Genomic DNA, 23,739 nt, shown 5'->3' with positions numbered 1-23,739 from the left:
CAGGCGAACCACTCAATTGATGCCGCGCCGATCCGGATGCAAGGCCAGGGCGCGTCCGGCTTGCGTGGTCCTGGGGCGAAACCAGAACGAACAACGCGGCCTTGAGCCGCGTTGTTCGTTGCTATCCGGGCTATCCGGTCAAGGGGTCAGGACGGCTGGTTGTCGTCCGTGCTGCCCTGGCACTGCTCGGACTCATACCACATCACGTTGATGATGCCGAAGGCGAGCGCGAGCAGAACGCCGAGGATCCAGGAGAAATACCACATGGCTTGTTCCTCTCGATTCGATGGTTGAGGAGGCTGGCCGGTCCTTGCCCCGTGAGGCAGGTGCCGGCCAGCCGGCTACATCCGCTTGACTCAGTAAGCCAGGTGATCCTGCGACTCGATCTCCTCCACCGTCACTCGGCGCCACATCTTGGTGTAGGTCCAGGTGGTGTAGGCGAGGATCAGCGGCACGAAGATGACCGCGGCCCAGAACATCACCGTCAGCGTCAGGTGGCTGGAGACCGAATCCCAGGCGATCAGGCTGCTGTTGGGGTTGGTGCTCGACGGCATGATGAACGGGAACATGGCCGCGCCGGCGGTCATGATGATGCCGGTCAGGCCGAGACTGCTGGCGGCGAGCGCCAGTCCGGCGCGGTTCGACATGGACCCCAGAATGGCCAGCCCGAAACCGCCGAATCCCAGAAGCGGGAAGAGCAGCGTCCAGGGATAGGCGCCATAGTTCGCCAGCCAGGCGCCGGCCTCCTTCACCACCTCCTTGGTCAGCGGGTTGGGCGTCGCGTCGAAGGGCGGCATGCTGACCACCCGATAGCCATCGACGCCGAAGCTCATCCAGACCCCGGCCAGCGCGAAGGCGACGATGGTCACCAGTCCGGCCTTCTTCGCCACCACCCGAGCCCGCGTGGCGATCGGCTCGCAGGTGCGCAGTTGCAGCCAGATCGCGCCATGCGTGATCAGCATGCCGAGACTGATCACGCCGGCGAGCAGCGCGAAGGGGTTCAGCAGCCCGAAGAAGCCGCCGCTGTAGTAGGGACGGAGCAGGTCATCCAGATGGAAGGGCACGCCTTGCAGCAGGTTACCGAAGGCGATGCCGAACACCAGCGCCGGCACCGCGCCGCCGACGAAGAGTCCCCAATCCCAGGCGTTGCGCCAGCGCGGATCGGCGATCTTGCTCCGGTAGTCGAAGCCGACCGGTCGGAAGAAGAGCGCGAAGAGCGCCAGCAGCATGGCGAAATAAAAGCCCGAGAAGGCCGTGGCATAGACCAGCGGCCAGGCGGCGAAGATGGCGCCGCCGGCCGTGATCAACCACACCTGGTTGCCGTCCCAGTGCGGACCGACGGTGTTGATGATGACGCGCCGCTCGACGTCGTTCTTGCCGAGGAAGGGCAGCAGGGCGCCGACCCCCATGTCCAGGCCGTCGGTCACCGCGAAGCCGATGAAGAGCACCCCCACCAGCACCCACCAGACGAATTTCAGCGTTTCGTAGTCAAGAATCATGATTCAGCCTCCGGGCTAGTCGGCCTGTTTCTGCGGAGCGGTCGCCGGTGACATGCCACCCGCGTGAGCGGTTTCGCACTCGTGGTGATAGCGTCCGGTATGCAGCGAGCTTGGTCCCAGGCGCGCGAACTTGAACATGAGGAACATCTCGATGATCAAGAGCACCGTGTAGAAGAGGATAAAGCCGGACAGACTGATGATGACGTCGTTGGCGGTCAGGCTGGACGTCGCGATGCTGGTCGGCAACACCTCGCCGATGGCCCAGGGTTGACGCCCGAACTCGGCGACGAACCAACCGGTCTCGACCGCGATCCAGGGCACCGGGATGCTGTAGAGGAACAGCCGCAGCAGCCAGCGTTTTTCCTGAATGACCCGCTTGGCGTTGTAGTAGAAGCCGAGCACCAGCAGCAACAGCATCCAGACACCGGCGCCGACCATGATCCGGAAGCTCCAGAAGAGCGGAGCCACCTGGGGAATCGAGTCCTTGACCGCGAGCTGGATCTGCTCCTCGGTCGCCTGCGCTGGGTTCTCGGTATAGGGCTTGAGCAGCAGACCATAGCCCAAGTCGTCTTTGTGGTCCTCGAAGACCGCACGGTTGTCCGGCGTATCCTCGCCGCCGCGCAGGCGCTCCAGATACTGGTAGGCGATCATGCCGCTACGGATGCGGACCTCATGCTCGACCATCAGATCCTTCAGCCCCTTGACCTCGGTATCCAGCGAGCGGGTGGCGATCAGACCGAGCGCCCAGGGGATCTTGATCGCGTCGTGGGTCTCCTCGTCCTCGTTGCTCGGACGGCCGTAGATGGTGAAGCCGGCGGGGGCCGGCTCGGTCTCCCATTCGGCCTCGATCGCCGCCAGCTTGACGCGCTGCACGTCGCCGACCTCATAGCCGGACTCGTCGCCAAGCAGGATAACCGAGAGGATCGAGGCCAGCCCGAACCCGACCGCCACCGAGAACGACCGTTTGGCGAAGGCGAGATCCCGTCCCTTGAGCATGTACCAGGCACTGATGCCGAGCACGAACATGGAGGCCGTGACATAGCCGGCGGCGACCGTGTGGACGAACTTCACCTGGGCGACCGGGTTGAGCAGGAGTTCGGAGAAGCTGGTCATCTCCATGCGCATGGTCTCGAAGCTGAACTCCGAGCCGACCGGGTTCTGCATCCAGCCGTTGGCAATCAGGATCCAGAGCGCCGAGAGGTTCGAGCCCACGGCGGTCAGGAAGGTGACCGTCAGATGCTGGCGCTTGGAGAGCCGTTCCCAACCGAGAAAGAACAGACCGATGAAGGTGGATTCTAGGAAGAAGGCCATGAGGCCCTCGATCGCGAGCGGTGCGCCGAAGACGTCGCCCACGTAATGGCTGTAGTAGGCCCAGTTGGTTCCGAACTGGAACTCCATGGTCAGCCCGGTCGTGACCCCAAGGGCGAAGTTGATGCCGAAGAGCTTGCCCCAGAACTTGGTCATGTCCCGGTAGATCTCGCGGCCGGTCATGACATAGACGCTTTCCATGATCACTAGGATCCAGGCAAGCCCCAGGGTCAGGGGAACGAAGAGAAAGTGATACAAGGCCGTGATGGCGAACTGCCATCGCGAGAGTTCGACCATGGTGCTGTCGAGCATGAGCGAGTCTCCTGAAATCCGGTACTTGGAGGCACGGATGGTTTAAACAGAGGCGTCCGACTCGATGGGAGAAGCGGCCCGGACCGCGAGCGCGGGACGAACCGGCGAGCCTCGCCAGTCGCGAGAGACTAAACCGGATCGGGCTTCTCAGGAATGGGCAAACGCAAGTTGCCGATCCAATTATTTCGATAGGCCCATCAGTGGATGTTGGGCGAGCGACCGCGATCGGCGAGGGTGGTTTGATCGCTTCAAGACGCCACGCGGCGAGTAAACCCGCCGGAGCGCGGTCATGAGCTGGATTCTCGACCGATCAGGTCGGCTTGATCCGGAGTTGGACCTGGCCTGGCGCATGGCCGTGATCGTGATTCTCATCGTGCGGGGCGGCGACGGGCAGCGGACGTCCGGCGGCGAGGTCTGCCGCGGCGCTCAGCGGATCGGTGGCGCTGGTGGCATGGACCGCGATGCCGTGGCGGGCCAGACGTTCGACGAAGCCCCGGCCGGCGCCCTGGGTCAGGATGGCGTCCAGATTCATCATGAACAGTGGATGATCATCCCCGTGGTAGTCGTGCAGCGACATGTGCGCGGGCAGGTCCAGGCGCTCGACCTCGAGCGGGGCCTCTCGGCCATCCGCCTCGAGAATGAGAAAACGCCGGGTCTTGCCGGCATGTCCGGTGATGGTGCGAAAATTCTGGCTGGTGACGGCAATGCGCATCGGGTGCTCCGTGGCGGGTGTTGGCGAAGGGTAACGTCCGTCGTCTCAGGCCGCCTTGCACGGCACCTCTTGCGGCGCCTTGCACAACCCCGAGGCCCAGTCCTCCATGACGGAGTTGGCCACCGGCATGGGTGTTTCCATGAAGGTGACGAGAAAGCCTTCATCGGTCTCGGCGATGCCGATCGAGCGTGGACGGAAAGCGAGCATCTCGGGTTTTGGCAGGGATATGCCGAAGCAGAAGACCAGGTTCCGCGCCGCGTGGATTCCCTCCCCGATGTGTCCCTCCGGCAGACCCTTGGTGTGCGCGTAGTGATCGAACTCGGCGATGAAGACGGCCGCGCGATGCGCCTCGATGCAGGCCCTGAAATAACCGCAGATGGCGTCGACCGAGTCGAAACTGGTCTCGTCGCGCGCGATTTCCAGGCAGTAGATCGGATATTCGGCAAGGGATAGGGTCTGTTTCATCGAGCGGGCTCCATCGGCGGTAGGTCGCTGATTGGCTGTTTCGGCCTCAGCGTCAAGAGTAAAGCCATGGCCTTGACTGCGAGATGAAACCGTGACGCGGGATCGGTGCGGCTCGGTGGTCTACTGGGTCATGAATCCCGCCAAGATCGTTGGAATCGCGACCTTAGGCGACGGAATAAAGCAAGATTAGTGATCGGGCCGGGTAGCTGGCATTGAAATCGATCAACGTCCGGACCGAGAATGAGTTGCCGGCCGATCACCCGCTCCCGGATGTTCGCTCAGTGGCGCGGGAACTCGTGAATCAACCTCAATCCTCGGCGATCCGTCGCAGATTGGGAATGTCGAGCAGGAAGAGATTGGGTGTGGTCTCCACCAGCAAAGCTTGTCGCTTGAACTCGGCGATGGTTCGGCTGGCCGTCTCGGTCGTGACGCCGAGCATGGCGCCCATATCCTCGCGGCTGAAGAGTTGGCACTCGCTGGTCGCGCGGTCGCGCACCAGACGCAGCAGCAAGCGCGCGACGCGCTGCCGGGCGGAGCCGGTCGAGAGCTCGGTGAGCCAGGCATCCGCTTCGGTCAGGGCGCGCTGCCAGCGGGACATGAGTTCGCGGTGCAGCGCCGGGTTCTCGCGGCCGAGATCGCGCACCAGGCGGGCGGGAAAGCGGCAGACCTCGGTCACCTGCAGGGCGACGGCGTCGTGCTGATAGCGGTCATCTAGGAGCGACTCGAGCCCGAGCACGTCGGTGGAACGCGCGATGCGCACGATCCGCTGGCTGCCATCGGGGAGATACTGAACCAGCTTCAGAACCCCGCTGCGGACGGTGAACATGTGCTCGCCGGCGTCGCCGGCGAGGTAGAGGTGGGAGCCCGGTGTCAATGTGAACTGATCGATCGGATCATGGATGTGTTCGAAATCCACTTCCCGAAGCCCGGCGAAGAGCACGGAGGTCCGTAGCGAGCAATTCATGCACTTGGCCTCGCCGGACCAAGCCTCGCGGAGTGAGATTGTTTTCGTCATCGGTGTTTGAGTGGATTCCTAAACCAATCGAGCCATCAAGCCGCTCAAAGATACAATATTAATCGAAGTTGACGGGCTGGGCGGCCTTGTATCGAGATGTCATTGAGAAATGACAATCCCGCAAGATTTCGCCCCGCCAGACCGGGTGGAAAGCCCGGCTCCGCGCGGCGGCGTCAACCTCGGACCCCTCCCGTCCTCCGAGATTCCCCAGGAAGATTCATGACTTTGCTTAGCCTTGATGCGATCGGCCTCTCCTACGGCCAGCCACCCCTGCTCGATGAGGTCTCGTTCGCGATCGAGCGCGGCGAGCGGATCTGTCTGATCGGACGCAACGGGACCGGAAAATCCACCCTGCTGCGCATCATCGATGGCGAGGTTCAGGCGGACAGCGGTCAGGTGCGGGCGGGGCAGGGCGTGCGGATCGGCCGTCTGGCCCAGGAGGTTCCCAAAGGGCAGGACGCCTCGGTCTTCGAGGTCGTGGCGTCCGGTTTGGGCGAGTTGGGCGAGCTGGCGCGGGAATATTTCCGGCGCTCGCACGCACTGGGGGCGAACGCCTCGGAGGAGGATCTGGCCCGGCTCGCGCATATTCAGCATCAACTGGACGATCAGGGCGGATGGGAGATCGAGCAGCGCACCGAGCAGGTGATCTCGCGCCTCGGGCTGGACGCCGAGGCCGATTTCAAGGCGCTCTCCGGCGGTCTCCAGCGGCGGGTGCTGCTCGCGCGCGCCCTGGTCATCGAACCCGATCTGCTGTTGCTCGACGAGCCCACCAACCATCTGGACATCGAGACCATCGCCTGGCTGGAGGAATTCCTGGTCGGCTTCCCCGGCGCGCTGCTGTTCGTGACCCATGACCGGCGCTTCCTGCAACGGGTCGCGACCCGGATCCTGGAACTGGATCGCGGACGCCTCACCGACTGGCCAGGCGACTATGCCAATTATCTGCGCCGACGCGAGGAGCGTCTGCACGCCGAGGCCCAGGCCGCCGACCAGTTCGACCGTCGGCTGGCGGAGGAGGAGGTCTGGATCCGGCAGGGCATCAAGGCCCGTCGCACCCGTAACGAAGGCCGGGTGCGGGCGCTCGAATCCATGCGCGACGAACGCCGCGAGCGCCGCGAACTTCAGGGCTCGGCGCGCATCCGCGTGAGTGCGGCGGATCGCTCCGGGAAACTGGTGGCCGAGGCCGAGGGCGTGACCCATGGCTGGGGCGGCGCGCCGGTCATCCGGGAGTTCAGCACACTGATTCTGCGCGGCGACAAGATCGGTATCATCGGACCCAACGGCATCGGCAAGAGCACCCTGCTCAAGCTGCTGCTCGGCGAACTGGAGCCCCAGCAGGGGCGCATCCAGCGCGGAACCAATCTCCAGGTCGCCTATTTCGATCAGATGCGCGCCCAGCTCGACCCCGAGAAGACGGTCTGGGACAACGTGGCCGGTGGCAGCGATCAGATCGAGATCGAGGGCTCCAGCCGTCACGTTCTCTCCTATCTCAAGGATTTTCTCTTCACCCCCGAGCGCGCCCGTCAGCCGGTCAAGGCGCTCTCCGGCGGCGAGCGCAACCGGCTGCTGCTGGCCAAGCTCTTCACCCGCCCGGCCAATCTGCTGGTGCTCGACGAGCCCACCAACGACCTGGATACCGAGACGCTCGAACTGCTGGAGGAACTGCTGGTGAAGTACAGCGGCACCCTGCTGTTGGTCAGCCACGATCGCGCCCTGCTGGACAATGTCGTGACCAGCACGCTGGTCTTCGAGGGCGATGGACGGGTCAACGACTATGTCGGCGGCTACGAGGACTGGCTCGCGCAGCGTCCCCGACCCGCCGAGCCGCCAACGGCCAAACCTCCGGCCCGCCAGGTCGGTCAGGAGCCGGAGTCGGCCAAGCCCAAGCGCGGCTCGGACAAGCTGAGCTACAAGGAGACCCGCGAACTGGCCGAGCTGCCGGCGCGGATCGAGTCGCTGGAGCTGGAGCAGGCGGAACTGCACGGACGCCTGGCCGATCCCGCGCTCTATCAGGCGGACGGCGGCGAGGCCGTCAAGGTCAGGACGAAGCTGGAAGAGGTCGACGCCGCCCTTGAGGCCGCCTATGCCCGCTGGGAGGCGCTGGCCGCCAGGGAATGACGACCGCGCCTCGCGTGTCGGTGGTCATGGATGTGGGGGCTGCATTAAGATCCGGGATCGATTCATGGCTCGCGCGCCGCTCGGCGCGCGGGCGGTCCGGGGCGCGGCCTCGTCAGTCATTGTGGAGTGCGGATCTTGAAGTTCACGGTCGAGGAATTTCGCGCCTGGAAGCACAAATGCGTGACCCTGCTCGGCATGTCCGGGGTCGGCAAGACCTATCTCTCGGCGATGCTGCGCCGCAGCGACTGGTTCCATTACTCGGGCGACTATCGCATCGGCACCCGCTACCTCGACGAGCCGATCCTGGATCTCATCAAGGCGCGCGCCATGCGCGATACCTTCCTGCGCGAGCTGCTGCGCAAGGACTGGATCACCATCCGCAACATCATCAAGATCCACGACCTGGGACCGGTCCTGAGCTTCATCGGCAAGCTCGGCAATCCCGAGCTGGGCGGTCTGCCGCTGGATGAATTCAGCCGCCGTCAGGCGCTCTATCGCGAGGCCGAGATCGCGGCCATGCTCGACCTGCCGGAATTCGTGCGCAAGGCCCAGGAGATCTACAGCTACGCCCATCTGGTCAACGACGTCGGCGGCAGTCTCTGCGAACTGGAGGAGCCGCGCGTCATCGAGATGCTCGCCCAGCACAGCCTGATTCTTTACATCCGGGTGCCGGAGGCGGACGAGATCAAGCTGATCCAGCGCGCCCAGGCCGACCCCAAGCCGCTCTATTACCGGCCCGACTTCCTGCAAGTCGCGGTCAAGGACTATCTGGAACTGAACCGACTGAGCTACGTGGCCGAGATCGATCCGGACGACTTCACCCGCTGGGTCTTTCCCCGGCTTTTCCATTCACGGGTTCCGCGTTACGAGGCGATCGCCCGCCCGCACGGCTACACCGTCTCCTCCGAGGACGCCGCACGGGTGCGTGACGAGCGGGATTTTCTCGAACTCATCGAGACGGCGATCGAGCGAAGCGAAGCCGCCTGAGGTGTCACGTCAGCCGGGGCGGTGCCCCTGGAATTCGCCAAACCCCAGCTCAAACTCTCCCTGACAACTGACAGCTGACAACTGACAACTGACAACTGACAACTGACAACTGACAACTGACAACTGACAACGCCGACAACCCATGCCTATCGTCGCCCATAACGACCTGCCCACCTTCGCCCGCCTGCGCGAGGAGGGACAGCAGATTCTCGACCCGGATCTGGCGCTCCATCAGGACATCCGCGAGCTGCACATCGGTCTGCTCAACATGATGCCGGATACGGCCCTGTCGGCGACCGAGCGGCAGTTCTTCCGGCTGATCGGCGAGAGCAATCAGATCGCCCAGTTCTATGTCCATCCCTTCAGTTTGAGCAGCCTGGAGCGCGGTCCCGAGGCGCGCGCCCACATCGAGCGTTACTATGCGCCCTTCGAGCGGATCCGCGCCGAGGGGCTGGACGCGCTCATCATCACGGGCGCCAACGTGACCGGTCCGGATCTGTCTCGGGAGCCGTTCTGGGAGCCCTTGATCGAGGTCGTCGATTGGGCTCACGCGAATGTCTGCTCCACCCTCTGCTCCTGTCTCGCGACCCACGCGGTGATGCAGTTCCGCTATGGTCAGTGCCGCCAACCGCTGCCCGCGAAGCGTTGGGGCGTTTTTCCGCATTGGGTGGTCGCGCACGGGCATCCGCTGGTGGGCGACGTCAACACCCGCTTCGACGTTCCGCACTCCCGGTTCAACGATATCAGCCACGACCAGTTCCTGTCCGCGGGTCTGCATGTGCTGGCCGAGAGCGCCGAGGCCGGCGTTCATCTCGCGGTTAGTCCCGACGGGTTCCGGCAGGTCTTTTTCCAGGGGCATCCCGAGTACGACACCATTTCCCTGCTCAAGGAATACAAGCGCGAGATCAAGCGTTTCATCGTCGGCGCGCGGCGCGACTATCCGCCCTTCCCGGACAGCTATTTCGGGTTACAGGCGCGCGCCATTCTTGACGAGCATCGCGGTCACATCCTCGCGGCCCTGGAGCAGGGGCGAGAGCCGCCCCTGTTTCCGGAGCGGCTCATCACGGCCGGACTGCACAACACCTGGCACGACACGGCGGAAGGCGTCATCGGCAACTGGATGGGCCTGGTTTATCAGGTCACCAACAACGAACGGACGCGCACCTTCATGTCGGGCGTCGACCCGGACGATCCGCTGGGGCTCGGCATGGGTAAAGACGCCACACCTTGGTCATAGGCAAGCCCTGGACTCGATGCCGCTGGTTGAAATCGGGTTTGCAAGGGCGTTCGAAGCTTCCCCGTCAATGCCTTTTGTTGTGAAAATGGAACTTTTTTCGGGGCTGGTCCGCGCGCTAATTCCCTAGCTCTATGCCGGGATTCTTAAATCTTATTAATGCATCACGTTTTTTGCACAAAATCGCCGCGAACGGAGGTTGTTGTTTGTTGCATCCATGTACTAGAATTAGGCCATGAGATGCAGCATGCAGCCTAAATGAGACAGTCCTTGTTGTGTGACTGACTCGTCGGGATTACGGCAGGCAGCTCCGGCGGCATTTGAGGTGGGACGGCCGTCTTCTTGAACTCGATTGCGATACGAAGGCCAGGACATGTTCGAATCAAGCGAAAATGCGATCCGTTATAAGTGGGATCCGAAAACATCTACAGGTTATCGGCTCCGTTTCGACGCCGAGGGTGCCGCCAAGGGTGGTCACTGCTGCTTCCATGTCGAGGACTGGACCTGCCGCACCGTGACCAACGAGTGGCCCTGCGAGGATTTGACCGAGGCACTCGAGGTGCTGAATCACTTCTTCACCGTCGATATCAAGCAGGAACGCGAGCGGTTGAGCGCCTGGCTGCCGGCCGGGTATGCCGCCGCCTGATCGGTGCGTTGATCCCTCCTCCGGTAAGGGCCGTTCGCGGCCCTTCTTTTTGTCCGGATGTCCGGTCTAAATCAATGTCTACTATTGATCGGGTTTGAAACATCGGTGGCCTGAATATTAGAATGTGGCGATTGTCCCGTCGCCATCCCGTCAAAGGTGCCACCCCATGCAGGACCCAGTCAGCCACTCGGACAGCACTGTCGGCCGAGTCGAGGTCAAGGAGACGACCTGTTACATGTGCGCCTGTCGCTGCGGCATCCGCGTGCATCTGCGTGACGGCGAGGTCCGCTACATCGACGGTAACCCCAACCATCCGCTGAACAAGGGCGTGATCTGCGCCAAGGGCAGCTCGGGGATCATGAAGCAGTACTCGCCGGGGCGGATCACCCAGCCCCTGCGGCGCAAGGCCGGCGCCGAGCGCGGCGAGAGCGCCTTCGAGGTCATTTCCTGGGACGAAGCCTTCGGTATGTTGACCGAGCGTCTCGCCAGGCTGCGCGCCGAGGATCCCAAGAAGTTCGCGCTCTTCACCGGCCGCGACCAGATGCAGGCCCTGACCGGCATGTTCGCCAAGCAGTTCGGCACGCCGAACTACGCGGCTCATGGCGGATTCTGCTCGGTCAACATGGCGGCCGGACTCATCTATACCATCGGCGGCTCCTTCTGGGAGTTCGGCGGACCGGACCTGGAGCGCGCCAAGCTCTTCGTGATGATCGGCACGGCGGAGGATCACCACTCCAACCCGCTCAAGATCGCCATCTCCGAGTTCAAGCGGCGCGGCGGTCGTTTCATCTCCATCAACCCCATCCGCACCGGCTATTCCGCGATCGCGGACGAATGGGTACCGATCAAGCCCGGCACCGACGGCGCCCTGATCCTGGCCATCACGCACGAGATCCTGAGCAAGGGCCTCTACGACCGCGAATTCCTTGTCCAGTACACCAATGCCGCGGAACTGGTGGTGGACGATGAGAGTCGCGCGGATCACGGTCTCTTCTACCGGGCCGAGATGCATGTCGAGGAAGGCTGCTTCGATCCCCAGAACAAGCTCTGGTGGGATCGTGACATCGACGGTCCCATCAGCACCCACACGCCGGGCGCCGATCCGCGGCTGATGGGCAGCTACACCCTGCCGGACGGCACCCCGGTCAAGCCCTCGTTCCAACTCCTCAAGGAGCGCGTCGAGCAGTACACCCCGGAGTGGGCGGCGCCCATCACGGGTATCCCAGCCGAGACCATCCGCCGTCTGGCGCACGAGATGGGCGTCACGGCGCGCGATCAGAAGATCGAGCTGCCCATCAAGTGGACCGACTGCTGGGACAACGAGCATGAGTCCGTGACCGGCAACCCGGTCGCCTTTCACGCCATGCGCGGTCTGGCGGCGCACTCCAACGGTTTCCAGACCATCCGGTCGCTGGGTATCCTCATGACGGTGCTCGGCACCATCGATCGCCCCGGCGGCTTCCGGCACAAGGCGCCCTATCCGCGCCCCATTCCGCCCTGTCCCAAGCCGCCGCATGGGCCGGAAGCCGTGCAGCCGAACACCCCGCTCGACGGCCTGCCGCTCGGCTGGCCGGCCAAGCCGGAGGATCTGTTCGTGGACGCCGATGGCGAGGCGGTGCGCATCGACAAGGCCTTCTCCTGGGAGTATCCGCTCTCGGTGCATGGCCTGATGCACAACGTCATCACCAACGCCTGGCGCGGCGATCCCTATCCGATCGACACCCTGCTGCTGTTCATGGCCAACATGGCCTGGAACTCGACCATGAACACGGTCGAGGTGCGCAAGATGCTGGTCGACAAGCATCCGAACGGGGACTACAAGATTCCCTTCCTGGTGGTGTGCGATACCTTCGCCTCCGAGACCGTCGCCTTCGCCGATCTGGTGCTGCCCGATACCACCTATCTGGAGCGTCACGACGCGCTCTCCATGCTCGATCGCCCGATCTCCGAGTTCGACGGCCCGGTCGACGCGGTGCGTATCCCGGTGCTTCCGCCCAAGGGCGAGTGCAAGCCGTTTCAGGATGTCCTGATCGAGCTTGGCTCCCGGCTCAAACTCCCCGCCTTCGTCAAGGCCGACGGCAGCCGCAAATACCGCGACTATCCGGATTTCATCGTCAACTACGAGACCTCGCCCGGCTCCGGCATCGGCTTCCTGGCCGGCTGGCGCGGCAAGAGCGGCGATCAGGTGCTCAAGGGCGAGCCCAATCCGCGTCAGTGGGAGATGTACGCCCAGAACGGCTGCTTCTATCACCACGAGCTGCCGCGCAACTATCAGTACATGCGCAACTGGAACAAGGGCTATCTGCACTGGGCGCGCGCCCACGGCATGATCCGCTACGCCGAGCCCATCACGCTGCATCTCTATTCCGAGGTGCTCCAGAAATTTCGTCTCGCCGCCCAGGGCAAATGGCCTGGGCGCCAGCCGCCGGATCGTCTGCGCCAGCGTGTCGAGACCTACTTCGATCCCTTGCCTTTCCATTACGACCCGCTGGAGACGCAGCTCACCGACACCCGGCGCTACCCCTTGAACGCGCTCACCCAGCGTCCGATGGCCATGTATCACAGTTGGGATAGCCAGAACGCCTGGCTGCGCCAGATCCACAGCCACAACTATCTGTTCCTGAGTCCGAGCGTCGGTATCGCCAACGGCTTCGGGGACGGCGACTGGATCTGGGTCGAGTCGCCGCACGGTCGGGTGCGCTGTATGTGCCGATTCTCGGAGGCGGTCGAGCCGGGCACGGTCTGGACCTGGAACGCGATCGGCAAGGCCGCCGGCGCCTGGGGTCTGGGCGCGTCGGCGGACGAGGCGCGCAAGGGCTTTCTGCTCAATCACCTCATCGCCGAGGAGTTGCCCGCCCACGATGCCGGCGATCACCTTTCCAATTCCGATCCGGTGACCGGGCAGGCCGCCTGGTTCGACGTGCGGGTGCGTGTCTACAAGGCCGACCCCAGCGAGCCCGAGGTGACCTCGCCCCAGTTCACGCCGATGCCGCGCCTGCCTGGACAGGACAGGAAGCGCGGTAAATGGCAGGCCTACATGGCTGGCGTATTCGGCAAGAAATGAGATTCCAATGAGATTCCACGGCTTGGGATGGGCGAAGCCCCGTCGTGGGTGTTGGGGTCGAGCCTCGACGCTTGTCGCGCGTGCCCATCCTCCAATCCTCGGAGCCGCCGGGATGGGCATGGCCGGCGGTGCCGTATCCAGGGCGCCGGGCTCGGGCTTTTGTCCATCCTTGGTATCTTTGTGTCCGGGAGCTTCGAGGATGGGTTTCGCTACGCTCTACCCATCCTACGACCTGAAGGCTGAAGCATGACTCAACTCGCACTCGTCATCGATCTCAATGTCTGCGTCGGCTGTCATGCCTGCGTGACCTCCTGCAAGGAGTGGAACACCTCCGGGTGGGCCGGTCCCATGGTCGACCAGAATCCTTACGACGGCTCGCCGACCGGCACCTTCTTCAACCGGGTGCAGACGTTCGAGGTCGGAACCTTCCCGAATACCGAGACGGTTCATTTCCCCAAGAGCTGCCTGCATTGCGAGGAGCCGCCCTGCGTGCCCGTGTGCCCGACCGGCGCCTCCTACAAGCGTCCGGACAACGGCATCGTGCTGGTCGACTACGACAAATGCATCGGCTGCAAATATTGCTCCTGGGCCTGCCCCTACGGCGCGCGGGAGGTCGACGAGCAGCAGAAGGTGATGAAGAAATGCACCCTCTGCATCGATCGCATCACCGACGCCAAGCTCTCCGAGCGCGATCGCAAGCCCGCCTGCGTGCTGGCCTGTCCGACCAGTGCCCGGCTGTTCGGCGATGTCCACGATGCCGACTCCGAGGTCTCGGTCGCGATTCGCGAGCGCGGCGGCTATCAGCTCATGCCCGAATGGGGCACCAAGCCGGCCAATCATTATCTGCCGCGCCAGAAGATCCGCATCCATATCGATCAGGACGAGCTCACCCGCGTCGATAACCCACTGCGCCGGGAAGATCTCACCGACTACACGGGCGAGGAGACGCTCGACGATGTGGCTTGGTAGGGCAAGTTGTCAGTTGGCAGAATGGCGCCGCTGAGAATCGACTGTCACCGACACCAGCAAGCGCAGGCGCTTGTAACCAACAACTGACAACTGACAACTGACAACTGGAAACTTTCCCATGCATCCAGCCTTCTCCGTCATCTTCCTGACCACGCTGCTCGGTGCCGGCCAGGGTCTGTATCTGGCGATGGTCACGGGCCAGCTCTACGCGGTCGCGCGTTTTCTGCCAGTTCAGGAGGATCAGTTCTACGCCATCGGCAGTCTGGTGGCCCTGGTACTCCTGATCGCCGGACTGGTCGCGTCCTTTTTCCACCTGGGCCGGCCCGAGCGTGCCTGGCGCGCGGCGGCGATGTGGCGAACCTCCTGGCTGTCGCGCGAGGTCATCGTTCTGCCCATCGTCATGGCCCTGGTCTTCGCCTATGCCGTCGCGCACTGGATGGAGTGGACGACCCCGCTGTTCCAACTGGGCGCGGCGCTTCAGGTGGACTCGACCCTGCTGCTGGGTCTCCTGGGCACGCTGGCCAGCCTGGCGCTCTTCGTCTGCACCGCCATGATCTACGCGGGCGTCAAGTTCCTGCAGGAATGGCACACGCCCCTGACGGTCAGCAATTTCATCTTTCTGGGCGCGGCCTCCGGCTTCATGCTCGCCGCCGCTTATTCCGCCTATATCGGCAATCCGCTGGTGACCTTTTTCGGAACCTGGGCGGTTATCCTGACCCTTGCCGGTCTGGCCTCCCGGCTGGCTCATCTGTCGCGCAACGCGCATCTCAAGCACAAGAGCACGGTGCAGACCGCGATCGGCGTGCGTCACAGGGTTCTGTTCCAGAAGGCCCAGGGCGCCACCGGCGGTAGCTTCAATACGCGGGAATTCTTCCACGGCCAAAGTCAGGCGGTCGTCGATACCGTGCGCTATCTGTATCTGATTCTGGTCTTTCCGATCCCCATGCTCTTGATCGGCGCGGCCTATGTCACCGAGTCCCAGAGCCTTCCGATCGCCGCCTTCTTCGCTCAGTTCATCGGGCTGCTGGCCGAGCGTTGGTCCTTCTTCGCCGAGGCCCGGCACCCGCAGAACCTCTACTACCAGTCGGTGGCCTGAGTCTCTCGCTCCAATTCCGCTCCCGTCGCGCGGGATCCTCGCGCGACAGTTCCCCATGATCTCCCGGTCATCGCCGCCTCACGAAGGGTGATCGATTTCGCTGTCGAGCAAGGGTGGATCTGTCAGGCTATGCTTGCGCTGATTGAGCCGCGCCGGCTATTCCGGTCGGTTTGCTAGACTGGTTCGATAGAGTTGGGGTCGCCTCCCTGGCGTTTCGCTGGAGCCACGGAGCCGTTCCTGATACCTGAGTCGGCGGGAATGGTCGGGCTGTCGGCCCCTGGATCCCCCGGCCTTTCCATGGCTTTCCCGCGAGGACGAAGAGCACGCGATGGATGCGATATCGAGTGGCGATTGGACGAGCCAGCTTCCGGCGGAAACCCTGCTCGACGCGCTTCCCGATCCTGTGTGGGTCAAGGATCCGGAAGGTGTCTATCGATTCTGCAACGCCGCCTTCGAGCGTTGCTTCGCGACGTCCAGGGCGGATGTCATCGGGCATACCGACGCCGATGTGCTTCCCCCGTCCGTCGCCGCCGACTGCGCGGCACATGAGCGGGAGGTCATCGCCGCTCTCGCGCAGCGGCGCCATGTCCAGGCGTTGCCGGTGCCAGGGTCTGGCGCGGTTCGCTACCTTGAAATCGTTCACGCGCCCATGCTCGATGCCTCGGGTCGACTCCGGGCCGTCCTGGTCAGCGCGCGCGATATCACGGCGCATTGGTGGTCGGCCGATCAGTCCCGCGACAACGAAACCCGCTTCCACCAGCTGTTCGACCAGATCGACTCGGTCTCGGTCCAGGGGTACGACCGTGACCGCAAGCTCATCTATTGGAATGCCGCGAGCACGGTGCTCTACGGTTACAGGGCCGAGGAGGCGCTGGGGCGCCAGCTCGAGGATCTGATCATCCCCGACCCAATGCGCGAGGGGGTGATCGGCGCGGTGGATGCCTGGGTCAACGGCGGTCCTGGCGTCCCGGCCGGGGAGTTGACGCTCAGACGGGCCGATGGCTCTCCGGCCCATGTCTTCTCCAGTCATGTGCTCTTGCGGGGACCCGATGGCGAGCCACAGATGTATTGCGTGGATATCGATCTCACCGAACGCAAGGCGGCGGAAGATCGGATTCGCAAGCTGTCCCTGGCGGTCGAGCAGAGTCCGGAGAGCGTCGTCATCACCGACCTGGATGGCCGGATCGAGTACGTGAACGAAGCCTTCGCGCGCACCAGCGGTTACGCTCGGGCCGCCGTCATCGGCGAGAATCCGCGCCTGCTGAAATCCGGCCGGACACCGGCGGCGACCTACGCGGATCTCTGGGCCACCCTGGTCGGCGGACAGGCTTGGCGCGGGGAGCTGATCAACCAGCGCGCGGACGGTCGCCAGTTCATCGAGATGGCCGTGATCACGCCGATCCGCCAGGCGGATGGTCGCATCACGCATTACGTGGCGGTCAAGGAGGACATCACCGAGAAGAAGCGGATCGCCGAGGAACTGGCGCATTACCGCGCGCATCTCGAGGATCTGGTCGCCGAGCGCACGGCCCAATTGTCCGAGGCACGTCTGGAGGCCGAGGCGGCGAGCCAGGCCAAGAGCGCCTTCCTCGCCAACATGAGCCACGAGATCCGCACCCCGATGAATGCCATTCTGGGGCTGACCTATCTGCTCGATCGCGACCTGGCGTCGACCAAGGAGCGCGAGATCCTGGGCAAGATCGATCACTCGGCCAATCATCTGCTGTCGATCATCAACGATATCCTGGATGTCTCCAAGATCGAGGCGGGCCGGTTCACGCTGCAAGCCGATGATTTCCGCGTGACGGATCTCCTCAAGCCGCTTGAATCACTGATTCAGGGACAGCTCCAGGCCAAGGGGCTGGATTTCTCCTGCGTCACCGATCCGCTCCCGCCGGTGCTGCGCGGGGATCAGACACGTCTGCGTCAAGCCTTGCTCAATTACCTCTCCAACGCCATCAAGTTTACCGACAGCGGTAGCATCAGGCTCCAGGTCCAAGTACTGGAGGAGACCCAGGCCGATCTGTTGCTCCGTTTCGAGGTCATCGACACGGGGGTCGGCATCGCCGCCGAGGATCTCGCGCGCCTGTTCCAGCCCTTTTCCCAGGTCGACAACTCATCCACGCGCCGCTACGCGGGTACGGGACTTGGCCTGGTCATCACCCGTCGGCTGGCCGAACTCATGGGCGGCGAGATCGGAGCCGAGAGCGAGCCCGGCCAGGGCAGCCGTTTCTGGCTCACGGCGCGGATCGGCAGGGGCTCCGCTTCCAACCTGCCTGAGTCGGCCTCGCCGCCGCCAACGCGGCAAGAGGCCGAGCGGCGTCTGGCCGAGGGATTCGCCGGCGCCCGCATCCTGGTCGCCGAGGACAACGCGATCAATCAGGAGGTGATCAGCCGCCTGCTGAACATCGTCGGGCTGCGTGTCGATCTCGCCAGCTCCGGGAGGCAGGCGGTCGAGATGGCGTGCCGCAATCCCTACGCCTTGATCCTGATGGATATTCAGATGCCGGAGCTGGATGGGCTGCAAGCGACCCGGATCCTGCGCGCGCGGCGCGCCTGGGTGCCCTGTCCCATTCTGGCGATGACCGCCAATGCCTTCGAGGACGAGCGTCGCTATTGTCTGAGCGAGGGCATGGATGATCACATCCCCAAGCCGGTCGATCCGCGACATCTCTATTCCGTCTTGTTGGAGTGGCTATCCAAGACACTGGCCAGGGCACAACCGCCTCGCTTCACTCCGACCCAGCCAACGCCGGTCGAGGTGGGCTCGCCCGAGTCCAGGGTGACGCGACTCGCGAACCTCGCCGGCGTTGACGTGGCTTTCGGTCTGGGTAACCTGAATGGCGAACTGGATCTCTATGCGCGGATCCTTCGCAAGTATGTTCAACACCATGCCGATGACGTGCGGCGGTTGCGCGATATGCTGGCCGAAGGCGACCTGGAAGGCGCCTATCGCGTGGCGCATGCCTTGAAAGGGGTGGCGGGCACGCTGGGTTTCGCGCGGATTCAATCCCTGATGACCGAGTTGATCGCCGGCTTGCGCGATCCGCCATCGACGATCCAGTTCGAAACCTGGCTCGCCGAGGCGCAGGCGGCCCAGGCCGAATTGCTGGAGGCAATCGGATCCGAGGCCTCGGGATGAGCGAGTGAGGCCCTGGGCGCCTCGGAGCTTGTGAAAAACCCTCGTAGGATGGGCAGAGCGCAGCGATGCCCATCCTGTACGCTCCGAGGCTCAAGGTGATTTCCGGGAAACCTTGTACCCGAGATCCGCCTCGTCATAGACAGGATTAACAGGATTTCGCAGGATTGACAGGATTTTTAACGCTCTGTTTTTAATCCTGTAAATCTTGAAGAATCCTGTAAACCCTGTCCATTTCCGGAGCTTTAGGCTGGGTATGGACTTTCCCGGCGCCGCGAGGCCCATCGAACCCTGCCGATGTCATCCGGCGCAATCCTGAATTCACAGTGGCTTGAAAGATGGGCATCGCTCTCGCTCTGCCCATCCTACGGCGGCCCATCCACGGGTCGAGCCCTGGCCGGGTTGAGTCGTTTCACGACCTCTCACTCGAAGGCGTGGACCAGGTTGGAATCACCCGATGGCCATGGCCCCTTGAGCCGGTTGGTCGCCTCGGGACCGCTGAAGACCAGATAGCTGTACTTGCCATAGTGGGGCAGCTTACGCGCCAGCGCCGGCAAGGCTTGGGGATCGGTCGTCGCCATCCAGGCCAGTGGCTGTCGGTCCCGCCAGCGGGTCAGGACCGGGCTTTCGCGCGCCGGGTCCAGTTCGATGCCCGCCAGGGTTAGCCGGTGGGCGCTGGCATCCAGAGCGAAATCGGTCGCGTCGCGCGCGAAGCCGTCGAGATGGCGGTTCTCCCAGCCAAGCAGCCATACCGGCCGGTCGGTCGGCAACTCGCTGAATTCCGCGTCGTCATGAATCCGCCAGTTCGGATGTCCCTGCCGCCAGCGCTCGGCGAGTTGTCGATAACCCGGCCCGAGGGCGGCGGGGGCCTCGGATGGCAGCAGAATCAGGCCCTGGTCGGATCCGAAAAGGTTGCCGAGCGCCACCGGCGTCTCACCCGGCGCCAGCTCCCGAAAGAGATCGAACTCGGGGTCGACCCGCAGTCGACTGGGTGGCGAGTCGAGATCCAGATCGAACGGGGTCTCGCGGGCGTCGCTCTCGACCAGGATGACCCTGGACCCGCCCGAGACCAGATCGACCGCGACCGGAATCCGCAGTGGGAAGGACGGATCCGATTGGGTCTGCCCGATGCGCCCGGTGACCTTGACGCCGTCGCCCGACGGAGTCAGTTGGACGGCCTCCAGCGAGAGCCTCGGCGCGCCGGTCCGTTGCGTCCAGGCCTCGAAGAGTCGGCTCAGATCGCGGCCGCTGGTGGCCTCGAAGGCGTGGCGCAGATCCGCGTAACCGGCCGACCGGAAGCGGTTGTCGGCATGGAAGCGTCGCAGACCCTGCCGGAAGGCGTCGTCGCCCAGCTCCCGTCGCAGCATGTGGAAAAACATCGCCGCCTTGCCGTAGCCGATCGCCTGTGAATCCGACCCATGGCGTTGGGTGAAGTCCACCAGGGGGAAGTCCTTATCCTGGCGCACATGGTCCGCGTAGGTCTTGAGCATGTCGCGACGCCCCTCGGTGCCCCGACCGTCCTGCTCCATCAGCCAGTAATCGGCCAGATAATAGGTGAGTCCCTCGCTCCAGTTGCCCGAGTCGTAATCGACGTAGACCCCATTGCCCCACCAGTTGTGCAGGATTTCGTGGGGATAGGAGGTCTGGAGGATGAAGGGCATGCGAATGACGCTGGAACCCAGCAGGGTGAAGGAGGGCATGCCATAGCCGGACTCCCAGAAGTTCTCGATCAGGGCGAATTTGGCGAAGGGGTAGGGGCCGATCAGATCGGAGTAGAAGCCGAGGTACTTGAGCGTCGCCTCCAGGTAACGTTCGGCCAGCTCGGCGTCCGGCTCGCGCAGATAGACCTGCGCCTCGAATCCATCGCTCGTCTTGCGATAGATCCGGAAGGCGCCGGCGATCAGATAGATGTCGTCCTGGGGATGGGATTCCGCCCAATGGGCGCGACCCCCGTCGGGATCGGTCGAGCCCGCGCCTTGCGAGATCGCCGCCCAGCCCTTGGGAAGTTGGATGTCGAGATCGAAGGCTTGCAAGGTGCCCGGCAGGCGCGGATACCAGCCGCTGTTGCCGTCGAGAAAGACGCCATCCGGGGCGATGGTCCCGAGCGACCACTGACGCGCGCGCCCCAGGCTTTCATCGATCCGCTCCAGATCGTGACGGATGCGTCCCTGGTAGGCGAGGGTCAGTGAGCCGGCGGTCGCGTCCGTGCGCAGTTGGTAGCGCGTCAGATGTCCCAGATCGCCGATCTTCTTGAGTCTGGCGTCGCCGGCGATGATTTCCGGATTCATGCCGCCGTGCAGGAGCAGGGTCCACTCGCTTTTTCCCTCGGGAAGCCGCATCTGGTCCTGGACCTTGAGGACGCCGGTCTCGGGATCGATCTGGACCTCGAGACGATGATGGATCAGCGGATCGGAGGCTGGCGAATGACCGGGCATTAGCAGCGCCAGGGCCAGGAGCCACCAGGAGGCGTGCCGACGATGGTCGGCGTCGCGGCGCGACCGGCTGGTCGGCGATGGATCGAGCGAGACGCTGAAACTGGACATTTGGAAGCGTTCCCGGCGGTTTGATGGTCGGAGAATGAACGAGCGGGACGTCCTCTGGCGGCGTCCGGACACCTGGGCCTTCCGGCTCCACGACGACGAGGAGATCCGATGTCGTATCGACAGCATGCAGCCCTGGCCCTGGCGGCCATCTTGACCGGCGCCGGCGCGTCGCTCCTGGCGGAGCCTGTTTCCAACGACGGACCCGCTTCCCAAGGTGGGGCACTCGCGCCCCAGGACAACCCGACCAGGGTTCTGGAGGCGTCCTTGCTCACCGACATCGAGTCCCTGATCGACCGCCTGGCGGATCGGCGCGTCATCTTCGTCGGCGAGCACCACGACCGCTACGAGGACCATCTCAACCAGCTCGCGGTCATTCAGGGTCTGCACGCGCGAGGCAAGTCGCTGGCGATCGGCCTGGAGATGTTCCAGCAACCCTATCAAGCGGATATCGACGCCTATCTCGCCGGCGAGATCGACGAGCCGGACTTTCTGCGGCGCACCCAATACTTCGACCGCTGGCGTTTCGACTATCGGCTCTATCGCCCGATTCTCCACTTCGCCCGTGAGCGCGGGATCCCCGTGATCGCCCTGAATCTGGAATCCGAGCTGACCCGCAAGGTGGGCGACAGCGGCATCGGTGGCCTGAGCGAGGAAGAGCGGGCGCGGATCCCGGCCGAGATCGACCGCGAGAATCTGGCCTATCGGGCGCGGATCGAGGCCATCTTCAAGCATCATCCCACCGAGCAGCAGGCCAATTTCGAGCACTTCCTGGACGTTCAGCTGCTTTGGGACGAGGGCATGGCGGAGCGCGCCGCCCGCTATCTGGCCGAGCACCCGGAGCGGACCCTGGTGGTGATCAGCGGCGGCGGTCATGTCGAGTACGGACAGGGAATCCCGAAACGGCTCATGCGCCGCCAGCCGGTCCCGATGGCCATCCTGCTCAACGGTAACCAGCGTACCCCGGATCCCGCGGCGGCCGATTTCTTTCTCTACCCCCAGTCGGCCGAGCTGCCCCCGTCGGGTAAGCTGGGCGTCATGCTGAACAGCGATATGACGGGGGAGGGCCTGCTGGTGGATGGACTGGCCGACGACAGCGGCGCCAAGGCGGCGGGTCTGCGCGCGGGCGATCGGATCCTGCGGGTCGACGACCAGCCGATCAGGAGTTACGCCGACATCCGGATCGCCCTGATGGACGCGCGACCGGGTCGGACCGTTCCCGTCGAGGTCGCGCGCAACCGACTCATCGGCGCCGAGGAGCGCCTGACCCTTGAGGTGGAGCTGCGTTGACCCGCGACATCCGATCCGCCCGATCATAGACAGGATTAACAGGATTTCGCAGGATTGACAGGGTTTTATAAGACTCTGTTTTTAATCCTGTAAATCTTGAAGAATCCTGTTAATCCTGTCCCATTCCGGAGCTTTCGGTCGGGTATGGACGTTCCCGGAAACCGCCTAAGGTAACGGACTGAAAAACCAGCGGATCGTTGGTCGGGTCGGAAAATCCGCCATGGCGGCAAATTCCATCGGCATGGCTTGCGTGGCGCGGGTGCCGAACCCATACCCTCGGTTGGGTAATCATCGAGCGACCTATCCGAGAGGGTGAGCAGTTGAGCGATCAGGATTCTTTGGTGTCCGGACAGACCTACCGGATCGGCTCCGTTTCACGCCTCACGGGCGTTCCCGCGGATACCTTGCGGGTCTGGGAGCGCCGCTATCACGCGGTGATTCCGGTCCGATCCGACGCCGGCACGCGCCTCTATGCCTCGGAGGATGTCGGGCGTCTGACCCTGATCAAGCGACTGGTGGATCGCGGTGACGCCATCAGCCGCGTGGCGAATCTGACCCTGGAGGGTCTGCGTGAGCGGATGCGCGGCGCGGATCTGCCCGAGCGCCTGGCCATGTCCGAGAGACCCTGCCAGGTCGTGGTCCGGGGCCCCTATCTGGCGGCTCGGCTCCGCCAGGAGGCGGGGACACTGGCGGGACTGGAATTCACTGGCTTCTTCTCCTCGACGGAGGACTTCCTCGCGGCCTCCTTCGATCCGACCCCGGACGTGGCGGTGTTTGAGTTCCCCACCATCCACGGCGATCAGATCCCGGAGATCCGCCGCCTGTTCGCGCATTCGCGGGCCGCGCGCGCCATTCTGATCTACGGCTTCGCGAGTCGGTCGGTGGTCGAATCGCTCGACTCGCCCCGAATGATGACGCGGCGGGCGCCGGTGGATAGCCGCGAGCTGTCGGCCTGGTGCCTGTCCGCGCGCGCGCAACCCTGGGCTTGCGCCCTGGAGGATGATTCGGCTGGCGGGATGGGCGTGCTCCTGCCCCGGCGACGCTTTTCCGACGTCGATCTGGCGCGCCTGGCGGCGGCGGCCGGATCGGGGGACTGCGAATGTTCAGGGCCTCTGGTCGATCTGGTCGCCACCCTGGCGGCCTTCGAGTCCTTCACCGGGGAATGCGCGATCCGCGCCCCCGATGAATCGGCCTTAGAGACCTATCTCCACGCCTGCGCGGCCCGCGCGCGAGCCCTGCTGGAACTCGCGCTTGAGCGCGCCGCGCGCGCGTCGGGACTGGACGTCGACGGCAAAGACTGAATCCAGAAGACCACCGTTGGCGCTAGAATACCGAAACTCCTGTC

The 23,739-nt window shown here is 64.0% G+C and carries 17 protein-coding genes; 10 read left to right on the top strand and 7 right to left on the bottom strand.

All coding sequences use genetic code 11. The annotated features are described in order from the left end of the window. Positions 1-146: 146 nt before the first annotated feature. From cydX to CKO27_RS11840, 6 genes are all read right to left on the bottom strand, one after another. Positions 147-266: a cytochrome bd-I oxidase subunit CydX gene (gene cydX, locus CKO27_RS11865; protein ID WP_200375106.1), complete on the bottom strand. Its 120-nt coding sequence runs from the start codon at positions 264-266 to the stop codon at positions 147-149. A 90-nt stretch (positions 267-356) separates the two neighbouring features. Further along, a complete protein-coding gene (gene cydB, locus CKO27_RS11860) occupies positions 357-1,499 on the bottom strand; it encodes a cytochrome d ubiquinol oxidase subunit II (protein WP_207280754.1) in 1,143 nt (380 codons plus the stop codon). 15 nt (positions 1,500-1,514) lie between these two features. Beyond that, positions 1,515-3,119: a cytochrome ubiquinol oxidase subunit I gene (locus tag CKO27_RS11855; protein ID WP_200375105.1), complete on the bottom strand. Its 1,605-nt coding sequence runs from the start codon at positions 3,117-3,119 to the stop codon at positions 1,515-1,517. Positions 3,120-3,429: 310 nt separating this feature from the next. Next, complete coding sequence (locus tag CKO27_RS11850) at positions 3,430-3,831, bottom strand: NifB/NifX family molybdenum-iron cluster-binding protein (RefSeq protein ID WP_200375104.1); 402 nt, start codon at positions 3,829-3,831, stop codon at positions 3,430-3,432. A 45-nt stretch (positions 3,832-3,876) separates the two neighbouring features. Continuing rightward, a complete protein-coding gene (locus CKO27_RS11845) occupies positions 3,877-4,296 on the bottom strand; it encodes a DUF6858 family protein (RefSeq protein ID WP_200375103.1) in 420 nt (139 codons plus the stop codon). 307 nt (positions 4,297-4,603) lie between these two features. Further along, the gene (locus CKO27_RS11840; RefSeq protein WP_200375102.1) at positions 4,604-5,311 is read right to left on the bottom strand and encodes a Crp/Fnr family transcriptional regulator; all 708 of its coding nucleotides are present in this window, start codon (positions 5,309-5,311) and stop codon (positions 4,604-4,606) included. A 219-nt stretch (positions 5,312-5,530) separates the two neighbouring features. Between CKO27_RS11840 and CKO27_RS11835 the strand changes: the two genes are divergently transcribed. The 8 genes from CKO27_RS11835 (at position 5,531) to CKO27_RS11800 (ending at position 18,567) form a co-directional block, all read left to right on the top strand. Further along, positions 5,531-7,429: an ATP-binding cassette domain-containing protein gene (locus CKO27_RS11835; RefSeq protein WP_200375101.1), complete on the top strand. Its 1,899-nt coding sequence runs from the start codon at positions 5,531-5,533 to the stop codon at positions 7,427-7,429. A gap of 135 nt (positions 7,430-7,564) precedes the next feature. Next, positions 7,565-8,416 carry an ATPase gene (locus CKO27_RS11830; protein ID WP_200375100.1) on the top strand — a complete coding sequence of 284 codons (852 nt, stop codon included), beginning with the start codon at positions 7,565-7,567 and terminating at the stop codon, positions 8,414-8,416. A gap of 142 nt (positions 8,417-8,558) precedes the next feature. Beyond that, entirely contained in the window at positions 8,559-9,653 is a 1,095-nt protein-coding gene (gene metA, locus CKO27_RS11825) for a homoserine O-succinyltransferase MetA (protein WP_200375099.1), read from the top strand. 370 nt (positions 9,654-10,023) lie between these two features. Beyond that, on the top strand, positions 10,024-10,296 hold the full coding sequence (locus CKO27_RS11820) for a hypothetical protein (RefSeq protein ID WP_200375098.1): 273 nt from the start codon (positions 10,024-10,026) through the stop codon (positions 10,294-10,296). A 166-nt stretch (positions 10,297-10,462) separates the two neighbouring features. Beyond that, positions 10,463-13,360, top strand: a complete 2,898-nt coding sequence (gene soeA, locus CKO27_RS11815; protein WP_200375097.1) for a sulfite dehydrogenase subunit SoeA — start codon at positions 10,463-10,465, stop codon at positions 13,358-13,360. Positions 13,361-13,606: 246 nt separating this feature from the next. Continuing rightward, positions 13,607-14,329, top strand: coding sequence for a sulfite dehydrogenase subunit SoeB (gene soeB / locus CKO27_RS11810; RefSeq protein WP_200375096.1), 723 nt, complete (start codon positions 13,607-13,609; stop codon positions 14,327-14,329). A 118-nt stretch (positions 14,330-14,447) separates the two neighbouring features. Then, positions 14,448-15,425, top strand: a complete 978-nt coding sequence (gene soeC / locus CKO27_RS11805; protein ID WP_200375095.1) for a sulfite dehydrogenase subunit SoeC — start codon at positions 14,448-14,450, stop codon at positions 15,423-15,425. 328 nt (positions 15,426-15,753) lie between these two features. Continuing rightward, the gene (locus tag CKO27_RS11800) at positions 15,754-18,567 is read left to right on the top strand and encodes a PAS domain-containing hybrid sensor histidine kinase/response regulator (protein ID WP_200375094.1); all 2,814 of its coding nucleotides are present in this window, start codon (positions 15,754-15,756) and stop codon (positions 18,565-18,567) included. Positions 18,568-18,986: 419 nt separating this feature from the next. Here CKO27_RS11800 and CKO27_RS11795 read toward each other — a convergent pair whose 3' ends face one another. Continuing rightward, a complete protein-coding gene (locus tag CKO27_RS11795) occupies positions 18,987-21,107 on the bottom strand; it encodes a M1 family aminopeptidase (RefSeq protein ID WP_200375093.1) in 2,121 nt (706 codons plus the stop codon). A 108-nt stretch (positions 21,108-21,215) separates the two neighbouring features. Here CKO27_RS11795 and CKO27_RS11790 point away from each other — a divergent pair, with 108 nt between their 5' ends. Beyond that, positions 21,216-22,394 (top strand): ChaN family lipoprotein, encoded by a 1,179-nt coding sequence (locus tag CKO27_RS11790; protein WP_200375092.1) that lies wholly within the window; start codon positions 21,216-21,218, stop codon positions 22,392-22,394. A gap of 341 nt (positions 22,395-22,735) precedes the next feature. After that, positions 22,736-23,695: a MerR family transcriptional regulator gene (locus tag CKO27_RS11785; RefSeq protein ID WP_338116002.1), complete on the top strand. Its 960-nt coding sequence runs from the start codon at positions 22,736-22,738 to the stop codon at positions 23,693-23,695. Positions 23,696-23,739: the final 44 nt, after the last annotated feature.

It is taken from the genome of Thiocystis violacea, assembly GCF_016583575.1.
In the GTDB taxonomy this organism is placed as follows: Bacteria; Pseudomonadota; Gammaproteobacteria; order Chromatiales; family Chromatiaceae; genus Thiocystis; species Thiocystis violacea.
The sequence above is the reverse complement of the archived record's forward strand: the minus strand, read 5'-3'. Positions and strand labels throughout refer to the sequence as shown.

What these genes read in the sequence shown, in the direction of transcription:
- CKO27_RS11790 (WP_200375092.1), top strand. Translation starts at nt 21,216, where the DNA reads ATGTCGTATCGACAGCATGCAGCCCTGGCCCTGGCGGCCATCTTGACC.
- CKO27_RS11840 (WP_200375102.1), bottom strand. Translation starts at nt 5,311, where the DNA reads ATGACGAAAACAATCTCACTCCGCGAGGCTTGGTCCGGCGAGGCCAAG.
- cydX (WP_200375106.1), bottom strand. Translation starts at nt 266, where the DNA reads ATGTGGTATTTCTCCTGGATCCTCGGCGTTCTGCTCGCGCTCGCCTTC.
- metA (WP_200375099.1), top strand. Translation starts at nt 8,559, where the DNA reads ATGCCTATCGTCGCCCATAACGACCTGCCCACCTTCGCCCGCCTGCGC.
- CKO27_RS11795 (WP_200375093.1), bottom strand. Translation starts at nt 21,107, where the DNA reads ATGTCCAGTTTCAGCGTCTCGCTCGATCCATCGCCGACCAGCCGGTCG.
- CKO27_RS11845 (WP_200375103.1), bottom strand. Translation starts at nt 4,296, where the DNA reads ATGAAACAGACCCTATCCCTTGCCGAATATCCGATCTACTGCCTGGAA.
- cydB (WP_207280754.1), bottom strand. Translation starts at nt 1,499, where the DNA reads ATGATTCTTGACTACGAAACGCTGAAATTCGTCTGGTGGGTGCTGGTG.
- CKO27_RS11820 (WP_200375098.1), top strand. Translation starts at nt 10,024, where the DNA reads ATGTTCGAATCAAGCGAAAATGCGATCCGTTATAAGTGGGATCCGAAA.
- soeA (WP_200375097.1), top strand. Translation starts at nt 10,463, where the DNA reads ATGCAGGACCCAGTCAGCCACTCGGACAGCACTGTCGGCCGAGTCGAG.
- soeB (WP_200375096.1), top strand. Translation starts at nt 13,607, where the DNA reads ATGACTCAACTCGCACTCGTCATCGATCTCAATGTCTGCGTCGGCTGT.
- CKO27_RS11800 (WP_200375094.1), top strand. Translation starts at nt 15,754, where the DNA reads ATGGATGCGATATCGAGTGGCGATTGGACGAGCCAGCTTCCGGCGGAA.
- CKO27_RS11850 (WP_200375104.1), bottom strand. Translation starts at nt 3,831, where the DNA reads ATGCGCATTGCCGTCACCAGCCAGAATTTTCGCACCATCACCGGACAT.
- CKO27_RS11855 (WP_200375105.1), bottom strand. Translation starts at nt 3,119, where the DNA reads ATGCTCGACAGCACCATGGTCGAACTCTCGCGATGGCAGTTCGCCATC.
- CKO27_RS11835 (WP_200375101.1), top strand. Translation starts at nt 5,531, where the DNA reads ATGACTTTGCTTAGCCTTGATGCGATCGGCCTCTCCTACGGCCAGCCA.
- soeC (WP_200375095.1), top strand. Translation starts at nt 14,448, where the DNA reads ATGCATCCAGCCTTCTCCGTCATCTTCCTGACCACGCTGCTCGGTGCC.